This is a genomic window from Streptomyces minutiscleroticus, from assembly GCF_014650875.1.
Classification (GTDB): domain Bacteria; phylum Actinomycetota; class Actinomycetes; order Streptomycetales; family Streptomycetaceae; genus Streptomyces; species Streptomyces minutiscleroticus.
Genome location: NZ_BMVU01000009.1, coordinates 52826 through 77142 on the forward strand (window position 1 = coordinate 52826; position 24317 = coordinate 77142).

Sequence of the window (24317 nt, forward strand, 5' to 3'; positions counted from 1 at the left end):
GGTGCATGCTGCGCACCCTCCGGACCAGGACCAGGATCCCGCGACGGCCGGCGGCGGCCCTGCTCGCCTCCGCCGCCTCCCTCTGCCTCCTCGCCGCGAGCGCCCCGCCGGCCCCGCTGGGCGTGGGCGACCGGCTCTACCCGCACCTGGGCAACCCCGGCTACGACGTCACCGCCTACGACCTGGCCTTCACCTACCCCGGCGGCAACAGCGAGCCGCTCCCGGCCGTCACCGTGATCACCGCCCGGGCGACCGCCTGGCTGGAGCGGATCAATCTCGACCACTCCCACGGGAAGGTGCGCTCCGTCGAGGTCGACGGTGCGCCGGCGGTGTTCCGGTCCGTGGGCGAGGACCTCGTGGTCACGCCCCGCGTCCCGCTGCCGCCGGGCCTCCCCTTCCGCGTCACCGTGCGGCACGACAGCGACCCGGCCCCCGGCAAGGGCGTCGAGAGCGGCTGGGTGCGCACCGCCGACGGGCTGGCCATGGCCAACCAGGCCGACGCCGCGCACCGCGTCTTCCCCGGCAACGACCACCCCTCCGACAAGGCGTTCTTCACTTTCCGGATCACCACCCCCAAGGGGTACACGGCCGTCGCCAACGGTCTGCCGACGGGCACGCGCCGGGCCGCCGGCTCCGCCACGACCTGGACGTACCGCACCCGCCACCCCATGGCCACCGAACTCGCCCAGGTCTCCGTCGGCCGCTCCGCCGTCGTGCGCCGCGAGGGACCGGACGGGCTGCCCGTCCGCGACGTGGTCCCCGCGAAGGACCGCCGGAGGCTGGAGCCGTGGCTCGCGAAGACCCCCGGCCAGATCCGCTGGATGGAGCGGAAGGTCGGCGGCTACCCCTTCGAGAACTACGGGCTGCTGGTCGCCGAGGCGCAGACCGGGTTCGAACTGGAGACGCAGACGCTCTCGCTCTTCGAGAAGCACCTGTTCACCGAGCCCGCCTACCCGAAGTGGTACGTCGAGTCGATCATGGTGCACGAGCTGGCGCACCAGTGGTTCGGCGACAGCGTCACCCCGCGCACCTGGTCCGACCTGTGGCTCAGCGAGGGGCACGCCACCTGGTACGAGGCCCTGTACGCAGAGGAGACCGCGGACCGGCCTTTGAAGGACCGGATGCGGGCCGCCTACCGGGCCTCCGACGCCTGGCGCGCCTCCGGCGGCCCGCCCGCGCGGCCCGAGGCCCCGAAGGCCGGAAGCGGCAAGATCGGCATCTTCCGGCCCAACGTGTACGACGGCAGCGCCCTGGTGCTGTACGCGCTGCGCCAGGAGATCGGCCGCCCGGCCTTCGAGCGGCTGGAGCGGGCCTGGGTGGGCACGCACCGGGACGGCACGGCGACGGCGGCGGACTTCGTGCGGCTCGCGTCGGAGATCGCAGGGCGTGACCTGGACGGCTTCTTCGAGGGCTGGCTGTACGGCGAGAAGACCCCGCCGATGCCTGGGCACCCGGACTGGCGCAGCCGGGCGCCGGAGGCGAAGGCCGGGGCCGGGGAGCAGGGGCGGTGAGCGCGGGCCGGCGGGCGCGGGCCGGGCGGCGGGAGCGCCGCCCGGCAGGACACGGGCGATAACCGGGTGACGAGACGGGCCGTACCGTGCGACCATCGTCAGGTCGACGGCGCGGCCCGCGACCGGGGCCGGGCGGAGGGAATCTCCGGGCCCTCCCGGGCGTTGTCCACTGTGACGGACGCGGTCCGTCGCACCACGTATCCCACAGACGTAAGGATCCAATGACCTCCTCTTCTTCCTTTTCCCAGGACGCGCAGAGCAGGTTCGCTCACAGTTCTCCCGAAGCGCTTCGGGCCGACGCCCTGATGGAAGAGGACGTCGCCTGGAGCCACGAGATCGACGGAGAGCGGGACGGCGACCAGTTCGACCGCTCCGAGCGCGCGGCCCTGCGGCGCGTCGCGGGCCTCTCCACCGAGCTCGAGGACGTCACCGAGGTCGAGTACCGCCAGCTCCGCCTGGAGCGCGTCGTGCTCGTCGGCGTGTGGACCTCCGGGACCGTGACCGACGCGGAGAACTCCCTGGCCGAGCTGGCCGCTCTCGCGGAGACCGCGGGCGCGCTGGTGCTCGACGGCGTCGTCCAGCGCCGTGACAAGCCGGACGCGGCCACGTACATCGGTTCCGGCAAGGCCAACGAGCTGCGGGACATCGTCCTGGAGTCCGGCGCGGACACCGTCATCTGCGACGGTGAGCTCAGCCCGGGCCAGCTCATCCACCTCGAGGACGTCGTCAAGGTCAAGGTGATCGACCGGACCGCCCTGATCCTCGACATCTTCGCCCAGCACGCCAAGTCCCGCGAGGGCAAGGCGCAGGTCGCGCTCGCGCAGATGCAGTACATGCTGCCGCGGCTGCGCGGCTGGGGCCAGTCGCTGTCCCGGCAGATGGGCGGCGGCAAGGGCGGCGGTCTCGCCACCCGCGGTCCCGGTGAGACCAAGATCGAGACGGACCGGCGGCGGATCCGCGAGAAGATGGCGAAGATGCGCCGGGAGATCGCGGAGATGAAGACCGGCCGCGAGATCAAGCGCCAGGAGCGCCGGCGCAACAAGGTGCCGTCGGTGGCCATCGCCGGCTACACCAACGCCGGCAAGTCCTCGCTGCTCAACCGCCTCACGGGCGCGGGCGTCCTGGTCGAGAACGCACTGTTCGCGACCCTCGACCCGACCGTCCGCCGCGCCGAGACCCCGAGCGGGCGGCTGTACACGCTGGCGGACACCGTCGGCTTCGTGCGCCACCTGCCGCACCACCTCGTCGAGGCGTTCCGCTCCACCATGGAGGAGGTCGGCGACTCCGACCTGATCCTGCACGTGGTGGACGGCTCGCACCCGGACCCGGAGGAGCAGCTGGCCGCCGTGCGCGAGGTGATCCGGGACGTCGGCGCCACCGACGTGCCCGAGATCGTCGTGATCAACAAGGCGGACGCGGCCGACCCGCTGGTGCTCCAGCGCCTGCTGCGGATCGAGAAGCGCTCCATCGCCGTCTCGGCCCGCACCGGCGCCGGCATCGACGAACTGCTGGCCCTCGTCGACAACGAGCTGCCGCGGCCCTCGGTCGAGATCGAGGTGCTCGTGCCGTACACCCACGGCAAGCTCGTCGCCCGCGCCCACACCGAGGGCGAGGTGATCTCCGAGGAGCACACCCCGGAGGGCACGCTGCTCAAGGCCCGGGTGCACGAGGAGCTGGCCGCGGACCTCGCCCCGTACGTGCCGGTCCCGGCGGTCTGACCTCCGAATTCCGGCCAGCGCGGACCAAGTGGACCACGACGGGAGCCCCGTCGCGGACGACGGCGGAGGCCCGGCCCCTTTCCAGGGGCCGGGCCTCCGCCGTGTCCTGTCCGGACGCTCACACCGTCACTGACCGGCGAACTTCTCGCTCACCGAGTCGTACACGCCCTTGGCCTCCTGGCCCAGGTGCGGACCCGCCAGCCAGCCGGCGCTGGACGGGCCGATCGAGGTGTTGGACACCAGCGCCGGCTTGCCGTCCGAGCCCGTGGCGACCCAGCCGCCGCCGGACGAACCGCCGGTCATGGTGCAGCCGATGCGGTACATCGTCGGGTCGCTCTCGTTGATCGACAGCCGTCCGGGCGCGTCGGCGCACTGGTACAGCGTCTGCCCGTCGTACGGGGCCGCCGCCGGGTAGCCCGTCGCCGTCAGGCTCTTCACCTCGGCCACCGCCGGGGCGTCGAAGTCCACCGGGAGCGCCGAGCCGACCGTCTCCTCCAGGGACTTGCCGTCACCGCCCTGCTCCGGGGTCACGTGGATCACCGCGAAGTCGTACGGGGCGCCCTGGCCGCCCGTGGCGCTGCCCTGCTCGATCCACTGGTCGGAGGTCTGCGCCCAGTCGCCCCACCAGACGCCGTAGGGAGCGACCTCCTCCTGGCCCGCGGTCTCCAGCTCGGTGGCCGACAGACCGCCGTCGTTGTACGAGGGCACGAAGGCGATGTTGCGGTACCAGCCGCCCTCCTTGCCGGCGTGCACGCAGTGGCCCGCCGTCCACACCAGGTTGGACCTGCCGGGGTTGGCCGGGTCCTCGATCACGGTCGCCGAGCAGACCATCGTGCCGTCGGGGGCGTCGAAGAACACCTTGCCCGCCTCGGGGGCGTTGGCGTGGTACGGCGCCGACACCGCCCGCGCGTCCACCGGCGCGGGCTCGGGGTCGGTGACGCCCTGGTCGACGGAGATGTCGTTCTCGTCGACGGACCGGCTCGGGTCCTCGGCCTCCCGCATCCGGTCCGGGTCCCACAGGTCCTTGATGATCGGGTTGAAGTACTCCTCGGCCTCGCGCAGCCAGTCGTCCTTGTCCCAGTTCTTCCAGGCGCCGTCCTTCCACTTGTCCAGGTCGAAGCCGTGCTCCTTGAGCCGCTCCTTGATGTCGTCCGGAATCTTGATCTTGCCGTCGCCGTTGCCCGCGGCGGTGGCGCCGGCCGCTGCGTCCGCGCCGGTGTCCTCCCCCGAGCAGGCGGTGGCGGTGAGGGCCAGGACGGTGGCGAGGCCGGCGGCCGCCAGGGCGTGGGGAGCTCTGCGCCGCGTACTCCTGCCCCGGCGGTCGGCGAAGAGCGGGCGTATGGATCGCATGGTGTGTACTCCCCCTGGAGGTCGGAGACTTCCGGCCGCACCGGCGGTCCGGCACGGATCGGCCGAACCGTGTCCTCCCGCGGTGCCCGTACCTCTCCGGTATGGACGAAAGGTGCTGATCAGCGCGTCTGTCGAGACACGCCGAACGGCATCACACCCTATGCCGTCGCCGTGCGGGAGTTCCGACGGAACGGCAACTATTGCGTCACGGCGGGATCTTGGTCGCGCCGTTGCCCCGCGCCGCCGCCGTCGTTGGTGTGTACGGGGGCGGCGCGTCCGCGTGTCTCCCCTCCCGGCCGCACCGCAGGGGCGGCCGGGCGACTCTCCTCCGGACAGCGGGAGGCTCCACGACATGGCGGCGACCGAGGCCGTGCCCGGGACGGGGACGCGCGGGGAGCGCCGGGTGCGCGAGGGCGCCCCGGGACCGGACCCCGTGGCGCGCGAGTGCACCGCCCGCACCTACGCGCGCGCCCTGCCCGTCGTCCCCGTACGGGCCCGCGGCATGACGATCGAGGGCGCGGACGGGCGCCGGTACCTGGACTGCCTCTCCGGGGCCGGCACGCTCGCGCTCGGGCACAACCACCCGGTGGTGCTCGACGCCCTCCGCGGGGTCCTCGACGCGGGCGCCCCGCTCCACGGCCTCGGCGGACCGACGCCCGTCGAGGACGCCTTCGTCGCCGAGCTGCTGCGGACGCTGCCGGCCGGGCTGGCGGACCGGGCGCGGGTGCGGTTCTGCGGACCCGGCGGGGCGGAGGCGGCCGGGGCGGCGGCGCGGCTGGTGCGCGCGGCGACCGGCCGCACGGAGGTGCTGGAGGTGCCGGGCGCGCCGGAGGCGGGGCCGCCGGACGACGGCGCCGCGTTCCCGCCCGGCGCCGCCGGGTCCGGCGCGCCGCCCGCCGGAGCGGTCGTGGAACCGGTCCGCCTGCGGGACGGGGACGGGGCGTCCGCGGCGGACGCCCGGCTGCGCCGCCTGCGGCACGCCACCGCGGCGCGGTCCGTGCCGCTGATCGCCGACGAGACGCGTACGGGCGTGGGGCGCACCGGCGCGTTCTGGGGCGTGCAGCACAGCGGAATCACCCCGGACGTGATGATGCTTTCCCGCGCCATCGGCGGCAGCCTCCCGCTGGCCGTCCTGGTCCACCGCGACGACCTCGGTCCCGGCCGGTCCGACGGCCGTACGGACGTGTCCGCGGGCAACCAGCTCGCCATGGCCGCGGGCACCGCGACCCTGGCGTACGTCCGCGAGCACCGCCTCGCCGAGCGCGCCGCGGCCCTCGGGGCCCGGATGGCCGCGCGGCTCGGGGAACTGGCGGCGGAGCATGCGTGCGTGGGCGGCGTACGAGGGCGGGGGCTCATGCTCGGCGTCGCGTTCGTCCGGCCGGACGGCGTCGCCGGGCCCGGGGAGCCGGGCGGTGCCGCAGAACCGGGCGGTCCGGGCGGTGCCGTCGATCCGGCCGGTCCGGGCGGTGCGGCCGACCGTCCGGCGGCCGGGGCGCGTCCGCCGGCGCCCGGCCTGGCCGGGGCCGTGCAGCGGGAGTGCCTGCGGCGCGGGCTCATCGTCGACCTCGCCGGACCGCGGTCCGGCGTCGTCCGGCTGCTGCCGCCGCTGACGATCAGCGACGAACAGGCGGACGCCGTGCTGGAGCGCCTCGCCGACGCGGTACGGGCGGTGGCCGCCGGAGCCGACACCGGCACCGGCCCCGGTCGGCGGCACGGGCCGCCCGGCGCCCGGACGCCGTCGTACCGCGACTGACCCCGGACGGACGTCCGTCCCGTCCCCGTGCGGGGCGCCCCGCACGGGCGTCCCCGACAGAACAGGAGCGCCGCCGTGGCTTCCACCGACACGAGCACCGGCGCGGGCACCGCCGCCCCGCACGCCCGTACGGCCGCCCCGGGCGCCGAAGGCCCGGACGCGGGCGCCGAGGACACCCTGGACCTGCGGCTGCCCGACGGCTTCCCCGGCCGGGTCCCGCCGACGCTCCCCGTCCCGGCCCCGTCCCCGGCTCGCTCCGGGCTCCGGTCCGGGGCGGAGCCCGGCCCCGGGCGGGACGGACCGCGGCGGCCTCCCGCCGCCCCGGCCTGCGGCGGCCTCCTCGACCCCCTCCTCGGCCGCGTGGAGGAGTGGGGGCCGGTGACGACCGCCGTGGGCGTCCTCCGGCTCGTGCCCGTCCACGGGGAGCGCGACGTCCCGTTGGTCAGCCGCTGGATGAACGACCCCGCCGTCGCCCCCTTCTGGGGCCTGGCGGGACCGGAGGCGGTGACGGCGCGGCACGTGCGCGCCCGGCTCGACGGCGACGGGCGCGCCGTGCCCTGCCTCGGCCTGCTGGACGGCACCCCGATGAGCTACTGGGAGATCCACCGCGCCGACCTCGACGTCCTGGCCCGGCACTGTCCGCTGCGCCCGCACGACACGGGGGTGCGCCTCCTCGTCGGCGGTGTCGGCGGCCGGGGGCGGGGCGTCGGGAGCACGCTGCTCAGGGCCGTCGCGGACCTCGTGCTCGACCGGCGGCCGTCGTGCGCGCGCGTCCTCGGGGACCCCGACCTGCGCAACGCGCCGTACGTGTCCGCCTTCCTCGGCGCGGGCTTCCGCTTCTCCGCCGAGGTGGACCTCCCGGACCGGCGGGCCGCCCTCATGATCCGCGACCGGGCCCTGCGCGATGTGCTCTGAGGCCTCGCGCCGGGGCTGCCCGGGGCGCGGAGCGCGCGTCCTGATCCCGTCCCCGGTTCCCGCCTTGATCGCCCGCTTGTCGGTGCCGCCCCGTAGGGTGGTCGCGCTATGACGAAGCCCTCTCTCCCCGAACTCCTCCACGCCGCCGTCGCCGCCGTCGGCGGTACGGAGCGCCCCGGCCAGGTGACCATGGCCGAAGCCGTCGCCCAGGCCATCGACGACGGCTCCCATCTGCTCGTCCAGGCGGGCACCGGCACCGGTAAGTCGCTGGGCTACCTGGTGCCCGCGCTCGCGCACGGGGAGCGGGTCGTCGTGGCGACGGCCACCCTGGCGCTCCAGCGGCAGCTCGTCCAGCGGGACCTGCCCCGCACGGTCGAGGCGCTGCACCCGCTGCTGCGCCGGCGCCCGGAGTTCGCGATGCTCAAGGGCCGGTCGAACTACCTGTGCCTGCACCGGCTGCACGAGGGCGTGCCGCAGGACGAGGAGGACGGCCTCTTCGACCAGTTCGAGGCGGCGGCCCCCACCAGCAAGATCGGGCAGGACCTGCTGCGGCTGCGCGACTGGTCGGACGAGACCGAGACCGGGGACCGCGACGACCTCACCCCCGGCGTCTCCGACCGCGCCTGGTCGCAGGTCTCCGTCTCGTCGCGGGAGTGCCTGGGCGCCTCCAAGTGCGCGTACGGCGCCGAGTGCTTCGCCGAGATGGCCCGCGAGCGCGCCAAGCTCTCCGACGTCGTCGTCACCAACCACGCGCTGCTCGCCATCGACGCCATCGAGGGCGCGCCGGTGCTGCCGCAGCACGAGGTGCTCATCGTCGACGAGGCCCACGAGCTGGTCTCCCGGGTCACCGGCGTGGCCACCGGCGAGCTCACGCCCGGCCAGGTCAACCGCGCGGTGCGGCGCGCCGCCAAGCTCGTCAACGAGAAGGCGGCCGACCAGCTGCAGACCGCCGCCGAGGGCTTCGAGAAGCTGATGGAGCTGGCGCTGCCCGGCCGCCTGGAGGAGGTCCCGGAGGACCTCGGGTACGCGCTGATGGCCCTGCGGGACGCGGCCCGTACGGTGATCTCGGCGATCGGCAGCACCCGCGACAAGTCCGTGCAGGACGAGGACGTGGTGCGCAAGCAGGCGCTGGCCTCCGTGGAGAGCGTGCACGACGTGGCGGAGCGGATCACCAACGGCTCCGAGTGGGACGTCGTCTGGTACGAGCGGCACGACCGGTTCGGGGCCTCCCTGCGGGTCGCGCCCATGTCCGTGTCGGGGCTGCTGCGCGAGAAGCTCTTCACGGACCGCTCCGTGGTGCTGGCCTCCGCGACGCTGAAGCTCGGCGGCGACTTCAACGGGGTGGGGGCCTCGCTCGGCCTCTCGCCCGAGGGCACGGAGGGCGACGACGTCCCGCAGTGGAAGGGCGTCGACGTCGGCTCGCCGTTCGACTACCCCAAGCAGGGCATCCTCTACGTCGCCAAGCACCTGGCGCGCCCCGCGCGGGACGGCGACCGCGCCGACATGCTCGACGAGCTCACCGAGCTGATCCAGGCGGCGGGCGGGCGCACGCTCGGCCTGTTCTCCTCCATGCGCGGCGCCCAGCTCGCCGCCGAGGAGATGCGCTCCCGCATCCCCGAGTTCCCGGTCCTCCTCCAGGGCGAGGAGACGCTGGGCGAGCTGATCAAGAACTTCGCGGAGGACCCGAGGACCTGCCTGTTCGGCACGTTGTCGCTGTGGCAGGGCGTGGACGTTCCCGGTCCCAGCTGCCAGCTGGTCGTCATGGACAAGATCCCGTTCCCGCGTCCCGACGACCCGCTGATGAGCGCGCGCCAGAAGGCGGTCGAGGAGGCGGGCGGCAACGGCTTCATGGCCGTGGCGGCCACCCACGCCGCCCTGCTCATGGCCCAGGGCGCCGGCCGTCTGGTGCGCGCGACGGGCGACCGCGGTGTGGTCGCCGTCCTGGACCCCCGCCTGGCCACGGCCCGCTACGGCAGCTATCTGAAGGCGTCGCTGCCGAACTTCTGGTACACGACGGACCGCAACCAGGTGCGCCGCTCCCTGGCCGCCATCGACAAGGCGGCGGCGACGGAGGGCAAGTAGGCGGACGGCGGGAGGCGGACGCCCGCACCGCGCAGGGAACGGTTCCCGCACCGCGTAACGGTCCCCGTGTCGCGGAGGAGCGGTTCCCGCGCAGCGGAGGGACGACCCCGCACAGCATTGGGCCCCGGAACCGGCGCAGTTGGTTCCGGGGCCCGGTCGGGGGGACGGGTGGTCAGACCCGGCGGAGGACCGCCACCACCTTGCCGAGGATCGTCGCCTCGTCGCCGGGGATCGGCTGGTACGCGGAGTTGTGCGGCAGCAGCCACACATGGCCGTCCTCGCGCTTGAAGCGCTTGACCGTGGCCTCGCCGTCGAGCATCGCGGCGACGATGTCGCCGTTCTCCGCGACGGGCTGGCGGCGGACCGTGACCCAGTCGCCGTCGCAGATCGCGGCCTCGATCATCGAGTCGCCGACGACCTTGAGGACGAACAGCTCGCCGTCGCCGACCAGCTGCCGGGGGAGGGGGAAGACGTCCTCGACCGACTCCTCGGCGAGGATGGGGCCGCCGGCGGCGATACGGCCGACGAGCGGGACGTACGACGCGGCCGGCTTGCCCGCGGTGTCCGTGGGCTGGACGGAGGAGGACTGGTCGGAGCCCCGGACCTCGTACGCGCGGGGGCGGTGCGGGTCGCGCCGCAGGAAGCCCTTGCGCTCCAGCGCCATCAGCTGGTGGGCGACCGAGGAGGTGCTGGACAGGCCGACCGCCTGGCCGATCTCGCGCATCGACGGCGGGTACCCCCGCCGCTGCACCGAGTCACGGATCACCTCGATCACGCGGCGCTGCCGGTCCGTGAGCCCCGAACTGTCGGCCCGGATGCCGGGAGGTCGGCCCGGCAGCGAGCGCGCAGGCTTGGATCCCTCCGCGTTCATGTCGTTCACGGCGTGCACCGGCTCGAGTCGGCCCTGGGAGCGGTCCTGGGCGGTGATGGCGGCGCTGTCTGCGGTGGTGGTCACGTCGGCCCCTCTCGATGGTCTCCCTGCTGCACAACGGTAGATGCTTTCGAAAGGTTGCGCCAAACACACGTTCGAGTGAAAAATCGCGGTCTGCCTGACGCGATCACTTCCCCGGGTGTATAGCTGCGCATCGTCACCCGACGTGACCGCCGGCGCCCTCGCGGTGTCCCCGGCCGGTGAGGGGGTACGCGTGCCCGTGCGGGCGCCGCGCACGCGTGGGCCCAGTCTGCCATCCGCCCCCGCGCCGCCCGGGAACCGGCACCCCCTCCGTGCGGCGTCCGCCGTGTCCCCGTGCATCCCCTACGGGAACTGGCGTACGGGACGTCCGATCCGGGCACGACACGCGCGTTGGGGCCGAATGGCGGGGCAATCACCACATGTAGTGGTTGCATGTTCACCGCAGCCCAGAAGTTGTGGTGACCCGGGTCTTCGAGCCCGGGATCATCGCCTATGCTTGGGGCTGCTTCGAGGGGCTCCTGAGCCCCGCGAGGCCATTGTGTCGTGCACTGAAAGGGGATGGGGAGTTCCATGCACTGCCCCTTCTGCAGGCACCCCGACAGTCGCGTCGTCGACAGTCGTACGACCGACGACGGCACGTCGATCCGCAGGCGCCGCCAGTGCCCCGACTGCTCCCGCCGCTTCACGACGGTGGAGACGTGCTCACTCATGGTGATCAAGCGGTCCGGGGTCACCGAGCCCTTCAGCCGCACCAAGGTCATCAACGGCGTGCGCAAGGCGTGCCAGGGGCGGCCGGTCACCGAGGACGCGCTCGCCCAGCTCGGCCAGCGGGTCGAGGAGGCCGTGCGGGCCACCGGGAGCGCGGAGCTGACCACCCACGACGTGGGGCTGGCCATACTCGGCCCGCTGCAGGAACTCGACCTCGTGGCCTATCTGCGGTTCGCGTCCGTGTACCGGGCGTTCGACTCGCTCGAGGACTTCGAGGCCGCCATCGCGGAACTCCGTGAGGAGACGCACCGCCCCGCCGCGGCCGACGACGACGCGGGACCGGGGTGCCCGGGGTGCGCGGGAGCCGACCGGGGCTCCGGAGGGGCCGTCGGGGTCCCCGCGCCCACCACCGCCGCCGATTAGACGGGCGGGCCGGCCAGGGGCCGGCCGTTCGGCGGCGACCACAGACCTGCTGCGGCGGCCGCGCACACGGGCGCGCGCAGCACTGGACAGACACCATGCCACGGGAAGATCGTGGTATTTAGGGGCGTTTTAGCCCTGTATAGGGAGGCGGCATGACAGAGACGGCGAGCGGCCCGGCACGAGGCTCACGGGCCAAGGGTGCGAAGGCGAGCAAGGGGCTGCGTGTCGAGCGCATCCACACCACCCCCGGCGTGCACCCGTACGACGAGGTCCAGTGGGAGCGCCGTGACGTCGTCATGACCAACTGGCGCGACGGCTCGGTCAACTTCGAGCAGCGTGGCGTCGAGTTCCCCGACTTCTGGTCGGTGAACGCGGTCAACATCGTCACCAGCAAGTACTTCCGGGGCGCCGTGGGCACCCCGCAGCGCGAGACCAGCCTGCGGCAGCTGATCGACCGCATCGTGAAGACGTACCGGAAGGCCGGTGAGGACTACAAGTACTTCGCCTCGCCCGCCGACGCCGAGATCTTCGAGCACGAGCTGGCGTACGCCCTCCTGCACCAGATCTTCAGCTTCAACAGCCCCGTCTGGTTCAACGTGGGCACCCCGCAGCCCCAGCAGGTCTCCGCCTGCTTCATCCTGTCCGTCGACGACTCCATGGAGTCGATCCTCGACTGGTACAAGGAAGAGGGCATGATCTTCAAGGGCGGCTCCGGGGCCGGCCTGAACCTCTCCCGCATCCGCTCCTCCAAGGAGCTGCTGTCCTCCGGCGGCAACGCCTCCGGTCCCGTCTCCTTCATGCGCGGCGCCGACGCCTCCGCGGGCACCATCAAGTCGGGCGGCGCCACCCGCCGCGCCGCCAAGATGGTCATCCTCGACGTCGACCACCCCGACATCGAGGACTTCATCGAGACCAAGGTGAAGGAGGAGGAGAAGATCCGCGCCCTGCGCGACGCGGGCTTCGACATGGACCTGGGCGGCGACGACATCACGTCCGTCCAGTACCAGAACGCCAACAACTCGGTCCGCGTGAACGACGAGTTCATGAAGGCGGTCGAGCAGGGCGGCAAGTTCGGCCTGCGCGCCCGTATGACCGGCGAGGTCATCGAGGAGGTCGACGCCAAGGCGCTCTTCCGCAAGATGGCCGAGGCCGCCTGGGCCTGCGCCGACCCCGGCATCCAGTACGACGACACCATCAACCACTGGCACACGTGCCCGGAGTCCGGCCGCATCAACGGCTCGAACCCGTGCAGCGAGTACATGCACCTGGACAACACGTCCTGCAACCTCGCCTCGCTGAACCTGATGAAGTTCCTGAAGGACGACGGCAAGGGCCACCAGTCCTTCGAGGTCGAGCGCTTCCAGAAGGTCGTCGAGCTGGTCATCACCGCGATGGACATCTCGATCTGCTTCGCGGACTTCCCGACCCAGAAGATCGGCGAGAACACCCGCGCCTTCCGCCAGCTCGGCATCGGCTACGCCAACCTCGGCGCCCTCCTCATGGCGACCGGCCACGCGTACGACTCCGACGGCGGCCGCGCCCTGGCCGGCGCCATCACCTCCCTGATGACCGGCACCTCGTACAAGCGCTCCGCCGAGCTCGCCGCGGTCGTCGGCGCCTACGACGGCTACGCCCGCAACGCCGAGCCGCACCAGCGCGTCATGCGCCAGCACGCCGACGCCAACACCAAGGCCGTCCGCATGGACGACCTGGACACCCCGATCTGGGCCGCCGCCACGGAGGCCTGGCAGGACGTGCTCCGCCTCGGCGAGAAGAACGGCTTCCGCAACGCCCAGGCGTCCGTCATCGCCCCGACCGGCACCATCGGTCTCGCGATGTCCTGCGACACCACCGGCCTGGAGCCCGACCTCGCGCTGGTCAAGTTCAAGAAGCTGGTCGGCGGCGGCTCGATGCAGATCGTCAACGGCACCGTCCCGCAGGCCCTGCGCCGCCTGGGCTACCAGGAGGAGCAGATCGAGGCGATCGTCGCCCACATCGCCGAGCACGGCAACGTGATCGACGCCCCGGGCCTCAAGCCGCAGCACTACGAGGTCTTCGACTGCGCCATGGGCGAGCGCGCCATCTCCCCGATGGGCCACGTCCGCATGATGGCCGCGATCCAGCCCTGGATCTCCGGCGCCCTGTCCAAGACGGTCAACATGCCGGAGACGGCGACCGTCGAGGAGGTCGAGGAGATCTACTTCGAGGCCTGGAAGATGGGCGTCAAGGCGCTCGCGATCTACCGCGACAACTGCAAGGTCGGCCAGCCGCTCTCCGCCAAGAAGAAGGAGGACGAGAAGGCCGAGGTGACCGCGAAGATCGAGGCGACGATCCGCGAGGCCGTCGAGAAGGTCGTCGAGTACCGCCCGGTCCGCAAGCGCCTCCCGAAGGGACGTCCCGGCATCACCACGTCGTTCACCGTCGGCGGCGCCGAGGGCTACATGACCGCCAACTCCTACCCGGACGACGGCCTCGGCGAGGTCTTCCTGAAGATGTCGAAGCAGGGTTCCACGCTCGCGGGCATGATGGACGCCTTCTCCATCGCCGTCTCGGTCGGCCTGCAGTACGGCGTGCCGCTGGAGACGTACGTCTCGAAGTTCACCAACATGCGCTTCGAGCCGGCCGGCATGACGGACGACCCGGACGTGCGGATGGCGCAGTCGATCGTCGACTACATCTTCCGCCGCCTGGCGCTGGACTTCCTGCCCTTCGAGACCCGCTCGGCGCTCGGCATCCACTCCGCCGAGGAGCGCCAGCGCCACCTGGAGACGGGTTCGTACGAGCCCGCCGAGGACGAGGTCGACGTCGAGGGCCTGGCCCAGTCCGCGCCGCGCGCCCAGGAGCTGAAGGCCGTGGTGACGCCGCAGGCCGAGACCGAGGCGGCCAAGCCCGCCCCGCGGCAGGCCCACACCAGCGCCGAGCTGGTGGAGATGCAGCTGGGCATCCAGGCGGACGCCCCGCTGTGCTTCTCCTGCGGCACCAAGATGCAGCGGGCCGGCTCCTGCTACATCTGCGAGGGCTGCGGCTCGACCAGCGGCTGCAGCTGATCCGGCGTCCCGGGAGGTCCTGCGGCCTCCGGAGGGACACCATGACTGAGGGGCGCACGGCTTCGGCCGTGCGCCCCTCGGCGCTGTCGGGGACGGCGGGTGTGCCGCGCACGCCCGCCGGAACCCGGACCGGCGAAGCGCGCCCGCCCGTCGGTGCGGGAACGACACGGTGCGCCCCTGGGCCGGGACCTACGGGCGCACCCGCCGGCCAGGACCGGCGGGACGCGCCCATCGGTCAGGCCTGGCGGGACGCGCCCATCAGGCGGGGGAACTCCTCCAGGTCCGCGTCGAAGCCCCGGACGCCGGAGCGGAAGTCCCACTCCCCGGAGTCGTCGCGCACGAACTCCGCGACCGTCGCCGCCGTCGCGTCCCGCACGCCGCCGAAGTCGTCCCCGGCCAGCTCCGTGTAGCCCTCACGGATCCGCAGGCCCGGACGGACGACGTCGGCGAAGGTCCTGCGGCCGCCGCGCTGCTGGATGGCGACGCCGACCACCACGCGCCCGTACCGGCCGGCGAGCCGTTCGAGCTCCAGGATCATGACCTCGTCCCAGCCGAGGCCCAGGCCGTCGCGGCTGTCCCGGTTCAGGTAGATGGTGCCGTCCGGGGAACGGCTGTCGAAGTGCACGACGTAGTCGGGCGCGCCGTGCGGATCGTCCGCCAGGTAGGTCGCCGCCACGAGGTCGAGATCCGTGGCCTGCTCCGTGCGGGGACTCGGGTCCCACTTCACCGAGATCTCGACCTTCTCCACGCCTTTGCTGAGCCCGCTCACCGGTGGGTCCCTCCCCGTCGACGGCTTGTCCGGCACTCCAACTGCCGGTCGGCGGGAGTGCGTTGTCCATCGTGCCATGCGCATCAGGGCGCTCGCCCCGGTGCGCCCTCCCCGCGCGTGACCGGCGCCACGCGCGGGGCCGTACCATGGCGCGGTGCTGGTCAAGTGGATTCGCTGCGTCGTGGTGGACCGCCGGGGGTTCGAGCGGGGGCAGCGGAAATGGGCGGGACTGCCCGGGGAACCGGGGTTCCGGGGGCAGGGCGGCGGCTGGAGCCGGATACGTCCGGGCGTGGCCCATGTCTTCTCCTTCTGGGAGAGCCGTGCCTTCTACGACTCCTTCATGGCCCGCTCCCACGACCGCCTGGCCGCCGCGCAGTCCGGCACCTTCAAGGACGGGCAGGTCAAGCTGTTCGACCACCGGTTCGACGTGAAGACGGGCTTCGAGCCCCGGTTCACGGACGCCGACCTCGTCCGCGTGGCCCACTGCCGCGTCCACGAGGAGCGGGCCGAGCACTTCGCGCTGATGCAGGAAAAGGTGTGGAACCCCGCGATGGCCGGGTCGCCCGGCATGGTGCGCGGCCTCTTCGGCGAGGCCCCGGGCCACGAGTTCCTCGTCCTGTCGATGTGGCAGGCGGCCGCGGAGCACGGCAAGTACCGGCAGGAACGGGTGGAGAGACTCGCCCTGAGAGCCCAGATAGAGGCCGACGTGGCGGCCCTCACCGGCGACATCGTGGAACTGGAGCCGTCCTGGACGGTCTGACGCGGACGATCCCCGACGCCGCCCGCCCCGCCGGTCCGGCCGGTTCCGCCGCTTCGTCCGACCCCGCCGGTTCCGCCGCTTCGTCCGACCCCGCCGGTTCCGCCGCTTCGGCCGGCCTCGCCTCTCCTGCCGGTTCCGCTGCTTCGGCCGGCCTCGCCTCTCCTGCTGGTTCCGCCTCTTGGGGCGGCCTCGCCTCTTCGGCCGGTTCCGTCTTTTCGGCCGGCCTCGTCTCCTCGGCCGGCCGGACCGGGCGCACGGTCCGGCGTGACCGGTGCGACCTCCACCGTACGGACCGGGCCGACTCCGCGATCCGCTCCCGATCGATCTAGGGTTCTGGCATGGCTCGACCACGTCGCATCGTCCTTGTCCGGCACGGCGAGTCGGCGGGCAACGTCGATGACACCGTCTACGAGCGCGAACCCGACCACGCGCTCCCGCTGACCGAGACGGGGCGGCGGCAGGCCGAGGAGACGGGTGAGCGGCTGCGCGAGATCTTCGGTGAGGAGCGCGTGAGCGTGTACGTCTCCCCCTACCGGCGCACCCACGAAACCCTCGCCGCCTTCCGGCTCGACCCCGGCCGGGTGCGCGTGCGCGAGGAGCCCCGGCTGCGCGAGCAGGACTGGGGCAACTGGCAGGACCGCGACGACGTACGCATGCAGAAGGCCTACCGCGACGCCTACGGGCACTTCTTCTACCGTTTCGCCCAGGGCGAGTCCGGCGCCGACGTGTACGACCGGGTCGGCGGCTTCCTGGAGAGCCTCTTCCGCAGCTTCGAGGCCCCCGACCACCCGCCGAACGTGCTCCTGGTGACCCACGGCCTCGCCATGCGGCTGTTCTGCATGCGCTGGTTCCACTGGACGGTCGCGGAGTTCGAGTCCCTGTCCAACCCCGGGAACGCGGAGATGCGGATGCTCCTCCTCGGGGAGGACGGCAAGTACCGGCTCGACCGGCCTTTCGAGCGCTGGCGGGATCCCGAGCCCTACTGGATGGCCCCGATAAGCTCTCAGGGCGATGACCGCTGACACCTCCTCCGCCTCTTCCGTCCCTTCTCCCTCCTCCGACGAGCGCCTGAGCCGCGCCCTGGCCAGCCTGCGCGGGCTCTCCGTCGGGGACGCCCTCGGCTCCCAGTTCTTCGTGCCGGAGAACTACCCGCTGCTCAAGAACCGGGCACTGCCGCCGGGCCCCTGGCAGTGGACGGACGACACCGAGATGGCCTGCTCGGTGGTGGCCGTGCTGGCCGGGCACCGCCGTGTCGACCAGGACGCGCTGGCCCGCTCCTTCGCCGAGCACCACGACTTCGACCGCGGCTACGGCCCGGCCGTCAACCGGCTGCTCCGGCTGGTCCGCGAGGGCGGCGACTGGCGGGAACTGGCCAGCGCCCTGTTCCAGGGCCAGGGCTCCTGGGGCAACGGCGCGGCCATGCGCATCGCGCCCCTGGGCGCCTGGTACGCGGACGACCCGGAGCAGGCGACGCACCAGGCGGAGATCTCCGCCTACCCCACCCACCAGCACCGGGAGGCCGTGGTCGGCGCCATGGCCGTGGCCGCGGCGGCCGCCCTGGCGGGCGCGCCGGACGGCCCCCCGAGCGCCGGGGACCTTCTCGACGGCGTCATCGCGCTCGTACCGCGCAGCGCGGTGACCGCGGGTCTGCGGCGCGCCCGGGACATGCTCGACTACGACGACGCCGGGACGGTCGCGGCCGTCCTGGGCTGCGGCCGCCGGACGACCGCCCACGACACCGTGCCGTTCGCCCTCTGGGCGGCCGCGCGGTCCCTGGGGGACTACGAGCGGGCCTTCTGGACGACCGCCCAGGTGGGCGGCGACGTGGACACGACCTGCGCCATCGTCGGCGGGGTGCTCGCCGCCGGAAGGACGGGCGCACCGCCGGCCGTGTGGGCGGAGCGGACCGAGGAACTGCCGGGGTGGGCGCCCGGAGCGTCCGGATCGCCCGGGGCACCCGGTTCCTCGCCCGAGGGGGCGTGACCTCGTGCCAGGAGGCGCGTGACCTCTCGCCCCGGGGCGCGTGGCCTCTCCTCCTCGGTGCGTGACGCATGTCCTTCCGTCTGTCCTCTCGGCCGGGTGCACGAGTCCCGCACGTTCCGTACGGGAGCGCGAGGACGCCGCCGGCCGTTCGGGCCGCATTGCCCTGGTTTCCCCTGGCGTGAACTCCCGCGACTGTCACAGGCCTGCCACAGAGGCTCCCGTCTCCGTTCGGCTCTCCGTACCGGGACTAGCCTGACCGCCACGCACGCTTGTTGATCATGAGGCGTGTGCCGACGAGACACCGGTACCGCCGGATCCGCGCGGCTCCGACGCGCGACGCACCGTACGCGGGCCGGTCGGGAGGGGGTCCCGTGTCCGACAGACCGTCCGAGGGGGAGCAGGAGAGGCAGGCGGAGCAGGGGGAGCGGGACCGGCCGGAGGGGCCGAGGGAGCCGGACAGGGCCGGGAAGCCGCAGGGGGCCGACGCCGGCGTCGGCCCTGAAGCCGATCCCGAGCCCGGTTCCGACCCCGGCACCAGGGCCGACCCAGGTCCTGGTCCTGATCCCGGCACCGAGACCGATCCAGGTCCTGGTCCTGATCCCGACACTGAGACCGACCCAGATCCTGGTCCTGATCCCGGCCCTGGGACCGGGACCGACGCCGGTCCCGTCGGCTGGTTCGCCGACCTGCGGATGAGGTCCCCCGGGCCCGTCCCCACCGCCACCCTGTGGGCCGCGCTGGCCACGGGCGTCCTGAGCATGGTCATGTTCGGCGACGGCCTGGCGGTGAACCTGCTGCTCGTAGCCCTGCCCGCCACCCTGGCGGCGTACTGGGCGGCCCGTCCGTCCGGCCGCCGGCCGCGCCGCTGGACGCTGATCTGGGGTGTGGGCGGCCTCGCGCTGCTGGCGGTGCCCGCGCTGCGCGACGCGGACTGGCCGTCGTTCCTCGCGGTCGTGACCGCCGTGGCGGCGGGATCGCTCGCCCTGCACGGCGGCCGCACCTGGCCCGCCGTCCTGTTCGGCCCGATCGGCCTGTGCAACGCGATCGTCACCGGCCCGGTCTGGGGCTGGCACGGGCTGCGCGAGCGGTCCGGCGGCGCCCGGGCCGCCCTGGGGCCGCTGCTGCGCGCCCTCGTGGTGGCCGCCGCCCTGCTGCTGGTCTTCGGCGCGCTGTTCGCCTGGGCGGACGCCGCCTTCGCGGATCTCCTCGGCGGCTTCGTGCCGGACGCGTCCGTCTCGGGCACGCCCTGGCGGGTCCTGCTGTTCGCGTGCGGCGTCGTCGGCGCGCTGGCGGCGGCCCACACGGCCGCCGCGCCCGCCCCGTGGGACCGGGTGCGGGTACCGCGGGGGCGGGCGCGCGGCCGCGTCGAGTGGGCGCTGCCCCTGGTCGTGCTCGCGGTGCTCTTCGCCGCCTTCAACGCCGTCCAGCTCGTCGTCCTGTTCGGCGGCTACGACGCGGTCCTGGACAGGACCGGGCTGTCGTACGCCGAGTACGCGCGCCAGGGGTTCTGGCAGCTGCTCCTGGTCACCCTCCTCACGCTGCTGGTCATCGTGCTCGCCCTGCGCTGGGCCCCGCGCGCGGGGGCGCGCGACCGGGTCCTCGTGCGCTCCGTGCTGGGAACCCTCTGTGTTCTCGCGCTCGTTGTCGTGGCATCGGCGGTGCGCCGCATGGACATGTACGTGGAGGCCTATGGACTGACGCGGCTGAGGATCTCGGTGGTGGCCGTGGAGCTGTGGCTCGGCCTGGTCATCGTGCTCATCATGGCGGCCGGGGTGTGGGGCGCCCGCCTGCTGCCGCGCGCTGTCGCGGCGAGCGTGGTGGCGGGGGTGCTCGCGTTCGGGCTGGCGTCCCCGGACGCGCTGATCGCCGAGCGCACCGTGCAGCGGTACGAGGAGACCGGCACCGTCGACCTCGACTACGCGCGCGACCTGTCCGCCGACGCCGTACCGGCGCTCGACCGGCTGGACGAACCGGCACGCTCCTGCGCCCTGCGGTCGATCGCCGCCGACCTGGCCGAGGACGACACGCCCTGGTACGCGACCAGCTGGGGCGAGGCCCGCGCCCGTGACATCCTCGCGGACCGGCCCCTGTCACCGAAGGCCGACTACACCACCTGCGCGCGCGTGGAGAGCGAGCTCCTGTACGAGCGGTGAGGCGCGTACGGGCACGCACGCCGTTCCGCGGAGACCGGCCGGTCCTTGCCCGATGCCGCCCCCGGCGAGGACCCCGGGCGAGGACCGAACCGTCCGGGCCTGCCTCGGACGAGGACGACGACCGGACCTGTGCTCGCCGTCCTCGGCGTCCTCGGCGTCCTCGCCGTGCTCGGCACGAGGAGGAAGACCCCTGTGTGCCGCCCCTCACCGTGAGGGCAGGGGTGCCGGTCCCCGCGAACCGGTCACGCCCCGGCGGCGGGTCCGGCCGTGCCGGCCAGCGCGTCGAGGTCGCTTCTGCGGACGCGGATCACCAGCGCGGCGGTGGCCAGCGCCAGTACGGCCATGGCGACCGCCGGGACGAACGCGGTCGAGATGCCCTCGGCCAGGATTTCATGACCCCAGGGAGCGGGCAGTTGCTGCGTCCGGGCGAGCTCGGCCTTCTGCTCGGCCGTGCCGTCGGCGAGGAAGGACGGCAGCTGCCGTTCGGCCTCGTCCCGGCTCGCCGTGCCGAAGACCGTGGTCAGGATGGACAGTCCGAGCGAACCGCCCACCTGCTGCGTGGCGTTCAGCAGACCGGAGGCCGCGCCCGCCTCGTGCGCGGCGACGCCGGAGACCGCGGTCAGGGTCAGCGTGACGAAGTTCAGCCCCATGCCGAAGCCGAACAGCACCATCGGTCCGAGCACCCCGCCGAGGTAGGAGCTGTCGGGACTCATGAACGTCAGCCAGGTCAGTCCCACCACCACGATCGCCGAGCCGGTGACCAGGAAGGGCTTCGGGCCGAGGACCGGCAGGAACCGCTGCGACAGGCCCGCGCCGGTCACGATCGCCAGTGTCACCGGGAGGAAGGCGAGGCCGGCCTCGATCGGCGTGTATCCGAGCACGTTCTGAACGAAGAGGACGATGAAGAAGAACATGCCGAACATCGCCGCGGCCAGACTGAGCATGATCACATACGTGCCGGAGCGGTTGCGGTCGGTGAACATCCGCAGCGGAGTGATCGGTTCCTTCGCCCGCATCTCGATGAGGACGAAGGCCAGCAGCAGGATCACCGCGGCGCCGAACGACGCGAGCGTGAGGTCGTCGCGCCAGCCCTCCTCCGAGGCCCGGATGAAGCCGTACACCAGCGAGGTCATGCCCAGCGTGGAGGTGAGCGCGCCTGCGATGTCGAAGCGTCCCGGGTGCCGCTCGGACTCCTGGATGTAGAGCGGGGCGAGCACGGCGATCAGTACGCCGATGGGCACGTTGACGAAGAGCACCCACCGCCAGTCGAGCCACTCGGTGAGCATGCCGCCCGCGAGGAGGCCGATGGCGCCGCCGCCGGCCGAGACCGCGGCGAAGACCCCGAACGCCCGGTTGCGCTGCGGCCCCTCAGGGAACGTGGTCGTGATGAGTGCCAGCGAGGTGGGCGACGCGATCGCGCCGCCCACGCCCTGCAGGGCACGTGCGGCCAGCAGCTGCCAGGGCTCCTGGGCCAGGCCGCCGAGCAGGGAGGCGAGGGTGAACAGCAGGATGCCGGTCATGAAGACCCGGCGCCGGCCGAGGATGTCCCCGGCCCGGCCGCCGAGCAGCAGCAGGCCGCCGAAGGTGAGCGTGTACGCGCTGACGACCCAGGTGAGATCGGTGGTGCTGAAGGAGAGAGCGTCTTGAATGTGCGGAAGCGCGATGTTCACAATCGTCGCATCGAGTACCACCATGAGTTGGCAGGCGGCGATGACGGTGAGCGCGATGCCGGGACGCCCCTCCCGGCGGGCCGCTTTCGGCTTCGGATCCTGGACCAACGGAGAGGTTGCCATACGAGTCCCCCACGCATGTCTTAGTGAACGCTTGCGTTCACTGTTTCGCGGAACGGTAGTGAGTCCCCACTAGTGAACGCAAGCGTTCACTTGAGTTGTTGCCGCCCGCGCGTCGCCCGACCGCACGGGGATGCCCCGATCCCCGACCCCCGCGGCACCCGCGTGTGCCGCCCGCCGCTCAACGGAGAGACACAGATGGGTACTTCGAGCCGGACGGCCGCCTCCGCTCGGCAGGCCGCCGCCCCTTCCCGGCAGGCCGCCGCCTCCGCTCGGCCGGCCGCCCCGCGCCGGCGCGGAGCCGTCCTCGAACGCGCGATCCTCGACGCCGCGCTGGACCAGCTCGGCACCGTCGGCTGGAACGGCCTCACGATGGAGGGCGTCGCCGCCGGGGCCCAGACCGGCAAGGCCGCGGTCTACCGCCGGTGGCCGTCCAAGGAGGAGCTCGTCGCGGACGCGCTGAGGTCCGGGCTGTCGACGGTGGAGGAGCCCCCCGACCTCGGCAGCGTGCGCGAGGACCTGCTGGAGCTGTGCCGCCGGGTGCGGGAGGCGATGTACTCGCGCCCCGGGTTCGCCCTGCGGGCCGTCCTTCACGAATGCGACTCCGAGTCGGCCGAGCACTTCCAGAACGTCATCCTGGAAGGTGTCGTGCAGCCGACCGTACGCCTGCTCATGGAGGTCATCCGCCGTGGAATGGAGCGGGGAGAGGTGCGGTCCGACGCCGCCAACGCCTACGTGTGCGACGTCGTCCCGGCAATGCTGATGTACCGCTCCAAAGTGTGCGCGAGTGAATGGACCGACCAGGACCTGGAGGAAATGATCGACTGCGTGATGGTGCCGCTCCTGCGGGCCGACGGCACCTGACGCGCGGCCGTCCGGCCGGCGTCCCGGTCCTCGGGGAACGCGTGATCCGTTCCCCGAGGGGCACGGGGGAACCTGGTTGTCGAGTGGTGTGCCGGACGGCGTAGTCTGGTGACGCCATGCCGTACGAAGCACCCACCCACACCGTCGAGCGCTCCCTGCGAGCCACCACCGGAGCGAAGATCATCGCCGGTGTCGACGAAGTGGGGCGCGGCGCGTGGGCCGGTCCGGTCACCGTCTGCGCGGCGGTCACGGGGCTGCGCCGTCCGCCCGAAGGCCTCACCGACTCGAAGCTCCTGACCGTCAAGCGGCGCACCGCCCTTGCCGTGGAGCTGGAGAAGTGGGTGACCTCGTACGCTCTGGGCCACGCCTCCCCCGAGGAGATCGACGATCTGGGGATGACGGCCGCGCTGCGGCTGGCCGCCGTGCGTGCCCTGGAGGCCCTGCCGGTCCGTCCCGACGCGGTCATCCTCGACGGGAAGCACGACTACCTGGGGACGCCCTGGCGGGTGCGTACGGTGATCAAGGGCGACCGGTCCTGCGTCGCCGTGGCGGCGGCCTCGGTGATCGCCAAGGTTCGGCGCGACAAAATGATGGCCGAACTGGGTATCGACCATGCAGACTTCGGTTTCGCGGCCAACGCCGGGTATCCGTCACCGGTGCACCGGGCCGCGCTGGAGGAACGGGGCCCCACCCCGCACCACCGGCTGTCGTGGGCGTATCTTGATGCGCTGCCCCAGTGGCGGCACCTCAAGAAGGTCCGCAGCTGGGCGGACGAAAGCGTTCCAGAGATCGAGGGGCAGCTCGGCTTCGATTTCTGACGGTTTCGTGCGCACATATGTGCCACCCGCCTGCGCGACTCGCACCGGCGTTTGATAAACAACAGCTCATGCCTCTCATTCCCGAGGAGCCTCAGATTCACGAGAGTGCCCAGGGTCCCCGCGCCACTCCGGCCAGCGGCCGCAGCGCGCCGACCCCTCGCCCCGTACCCGGCCCCCGTCCCGCGGCTCCGCCGCGTCCCGGTCGTCCGGGTGCCGCCCGGCCCATGCCGCCGGCGCAACGCGCGTCACGCGACCAGGCCGCGGCCAAGCCGGGGCCGTCCGCCCCGGCCGCCCAGCGGGCCGCGTCCCCTGCCACGCCGCAGATCCAGCTGATCCCGGCCTCGGCCGAGGGCGCGCTGGACGCCGCCGAGGAAGCGGTCGACCTGCTGCTGGAATCGGGCCGCGCTCCCGGTGAGGTGCTGGTGATCACCACCGGCGAACCGCACCCGTGGGCCGCCCACGAACTGTCCTTCGGCGAGGCCGCGTACTGGGCCCAGCACGACGCGGGCGACGACGTCTTCTACGTCGACGCCTCCGCCGCGCAGCGCGCCGGGTCCCGGCCCGTGGTCGTGGTCGCCGCCAACGGCGGCACCGCCGCCGCGGTCGCCGCCGCCCTGCCGCTGGCTCTCGGCCGTGCCGGCACCCTGCTGATCGTCTGCGGTGACCCGCAGCAGATCAACTCGGTACTGGGCACGGCTGCCTGAGCCGGTCCCGGCGCGGACGCGGAGACCGCTTCCCGTCCACCGGCCGGCCGTCCACC

Annotated in this window: 18 protein-coding genes; 14 read left to right on the top strand and 4 right to left on the bottom strand. The window is 73.0% G+C overall.

Annotation, left to right across the window (positions count from 1 at the left end; genetic code table 11):
- The first annotated feature begins 5 nt into the window (after nucleotides 1–5).
- Together IE271_RS12725 and hflX are read left to right on the top strand one after the other, a co-directional pair.
- A complete protein-coding gene (locus tag IE271_RS12725) occupies nucleotides 6–1511 on the top strand; it encodes a M1 family metallopeptidase (RefSeq protein ID WP_190190372.1) in 1506 nt (501 codons plus the stop codon).
- 221 nt (nucleotides 1512–1732) lie between these two features.
- The gene (hflX, locus tag IE271_RS12730; protein ID WP_190190373.1) at nucleotides 1733–3229 is read left to right on the top strand and encodes a GTPase HflX; all 1497 of its coding nucleotides are present in this window, start codon (nucleotides 1733–1735) and stop codon (nucleotides 3227–3229) included.
- 126 nt (nucleotides 3230–3355) lie between these two features.
- On the opposite strand, the gene IE271_RS12735 is transcribed toward hflX, so the two are convergent.
- The gene (locus IE271_RS12735; RefSeq protein ID WP_190190374.1) at nucleotides 3356–4579 is read right to left on the bottom strand and encodes a trypsin-like serine peptidase; all 1224 of its coding nucleotides are present in this window, start codon (nucleotides 4577–4579) and stop codon (nucleotides 3356–3358) included.
- Between the two features lie 352 nt (nucleotides 4580–4931).
- Between IE271_RS12735 and IE271_RS12740 the strand changes: the two genes are divergently transcribed.
- The 3 genes from IE271_RS12740 to IE271_RS12750 all read left to right on the top strand — a co-directional run bounded on the left by IE271_RS12740 (nucleotide 4932) and on the right by IE271_RS12750 (nucleotide 9329).
- Nucleotides 4932–6332, top strand: coding sequence for an aminotransferase class III-fold pyridoxal phosphate-dependent enzyme (locus IE271_RS12740; RefSeq protein WP_190190375.1), 1401 nt, complete (start codon nucleotides 4932–4934; stop codon nucleotides 6330–6332).
- A 75-nt stretch (nucleotides 6333–6407) separates the two neighbouring features.
- Nucleotides 6408–7247 carry a GNAT family N-acetyltransferase gene (locus tag IE271_RS12745; RefSeq protein WP_190190376.1) on the top strand — a complete coding sequence of 280 codons (840 nt, stop codon included), beginning with the start codon at nucleotides 6408–6410 and terminating at the stop codon, nucleotides 7245–7247.
- 108 nt (nucleotides 7248–7355) lie between these two features.
- Nucleotides 7356–9329 (top strand): ATP-dependent DNA helicase, encoded by a 1974-nt coding sequence (locus IE271_RS12750; protein ID WP_190190377.1) that lies wholly within the window; start codon nucleotides 7356–7358, stop codon nucleotides 9327–9329.
- 172 nt (nucleotides 9330–9501) lie between these two features.
- Here the strand turns inward: IE271_RS12750 and lexA are convergent, their stop codons facing one another.
- Entirely contained in the window at nucleotides 9502–10284 is a 783-nt protein-coding gene (lexA, locus tag IE271_RS12755) for a transcriptional repressor LexA (RefSeq protein WP_190190378.1), read from the bottom strand.
- Nucleotides 10285–10812: 528 nt separating this feature from the next.
- Here lexA and nrdR point away from each other — a divergent pair.
- Nucleotides 10813–11373 (top strand): transcriptional regulator NrdR, encoded by a 561-nt coding sequence (gene nrdR, locus IE271_RS12760; RefSeq protein WP_190190459.1) that lies wholly within the window; start codon nucleotides 10813–10815, stop codon nucleotides 11371–11373.
- A 152-nt stretch (nucleotides 11374–11525) separates the two neighbouring features.
- Nucleotides 11526–14420, top strand: a complete 2895-nt coding sequence (locus IE271_RS12765; protein WP_190190379.1) for a vitamin B12-dependent ribonucleotide reductase — start codon at nucleotides 11526–11528, stop codon at nucleotides 14418–14420.
- A 235-nt stretch (nucleotides 14421–14655) separates the two neighbouring features.
- Here IE271_RS12765 and IE271_RS12770 read toward each other — a convergent pair whose 3' ends face one another.
- Nucleotides 14656–15189, bottom strand: coding sequence for a TerD family protein (locus IE271_RS12770; protein ID WP_190190380.1), 534 nt, complete (start codon nucleotides 15187–15189; stop codon nucleotides 14656–14658).
- Nucleotides 15190–15343: 154 nt separating this feature from the next.
- Between IE271_RS12770 and IE271_RS12775 the strand changes: the two genes are divergently transcribed.
- From IE271_RS12775 to IE271_RS12790, 4 genes are all read left to right on the top strand, one after another.
- Complete coding sequence (locus IE271_RS12775) at nucleotides 15344–15949, top strand: YdbC family protein (protein WP_190190381.1); 606 nt, start codon at nucleotides 15344–15346, stop codon at nucleotides 15947–15949.
- A gap of 338 nt (nucleotides 15950–16287) precedes the next feature.
- Nucleotides 16288–16971, top strand: coding sequence for a histidine phosphatase family protein (locus IE271_RS12780; protein ID WP_190190382.1), 684 nt, complete (start codon nucleotides 16288–16290; stop codon nucleotides 16969–16971).
- Nucleotides 16961–17932, top strand: a complete 972-nt coding sequence (locus IE271_RS12785) for an ADP-ribosylglycohydrolase family protein (RefSeq protein WP_190190383.1) — start codon at nucleotides 16961–16963, stop codon at nucleotides 17930–17932. Before IE271_RS12780 ends, IE271_RS12785 begins: the two co-directional genes overlap by 11 nt.
- Before the next feature lie 692 nt (nucleotides 17933–18624).
- Nucleotides 18625–20085 (top strand): DUF4153 domain-containing protein, encoded by a 1461-nt coding sequence (locus IE271_RS12790; protein ID WP_229919295.1) that lies wholly within the window; start codon nucleotides 18625–18627, stop codon nucleotides 20083–20085.
- Between the two features lie 242 nt (nucleotides 20086–20327).
- Here IE271_RS12790 and IE271_RS12795 read toward each other — a convergent pair whose 3' ends face one another.
- Nucleotides 20328–21878 (bottom strand): MFS transporter, encoded by a 1551-nt coding sequence (locus tag IE271_RS12795; protein ID WP_190190385.1) that lies wholly within the window; start codon nucleotides 21876–21878, stop codon nucleotides 20328–20330.
- 195 nt (nucleotides 21879–22073) lie between these two features.
- On the opposite strand from IE271_RS12795, the gene IE271_RS12800 reads away from it, so the two are divergent.
- From IE271_RS12800 to IE271_RS12810, 3 genes are all read left to right on the top strand, one after another.
- Nucleotides 22074–22739 carry a TetR/AcrR family transcriptional regulator gene (locus IE271_RS12800; RefSeq protein ID WP_190190386.1) on the top strand — a complete coding sequence of 222 codons (666 nt, stop codon included), beginning with the start codon at nucleotides 22074–22076 and terminating at the stop codon, nucleotides 22737–22739.
- Nucleotides 22740–22855: 116 nt separating this feature from the next.
- Nucleotides 22856–23557 (top strand): ribonuclease HII, encoded by a 702-nt coding sequence (rnhB, locus tag IE271_RS12805; protein ID WP_190190387.1) that lies wholly within the window; start codon nucleotides 22856–22858, stop codon nucleotides 23555–23557.
- A gap of 68 nt (nucleotides 23558–23625) precedes the next feature.
- Complete coding sequence (locus tag IE271_RS12810) at nucleotides 23626–24261, top strand: hypothetical protein (RefSeq protein ID WP_190190388.1); 636 nt, start codon at nucleotides 23626–23628, stop codon at nucleotides 24259–24261.
- Nucleotides 24262–24317 lie beyond the last annotated feature (56 nt).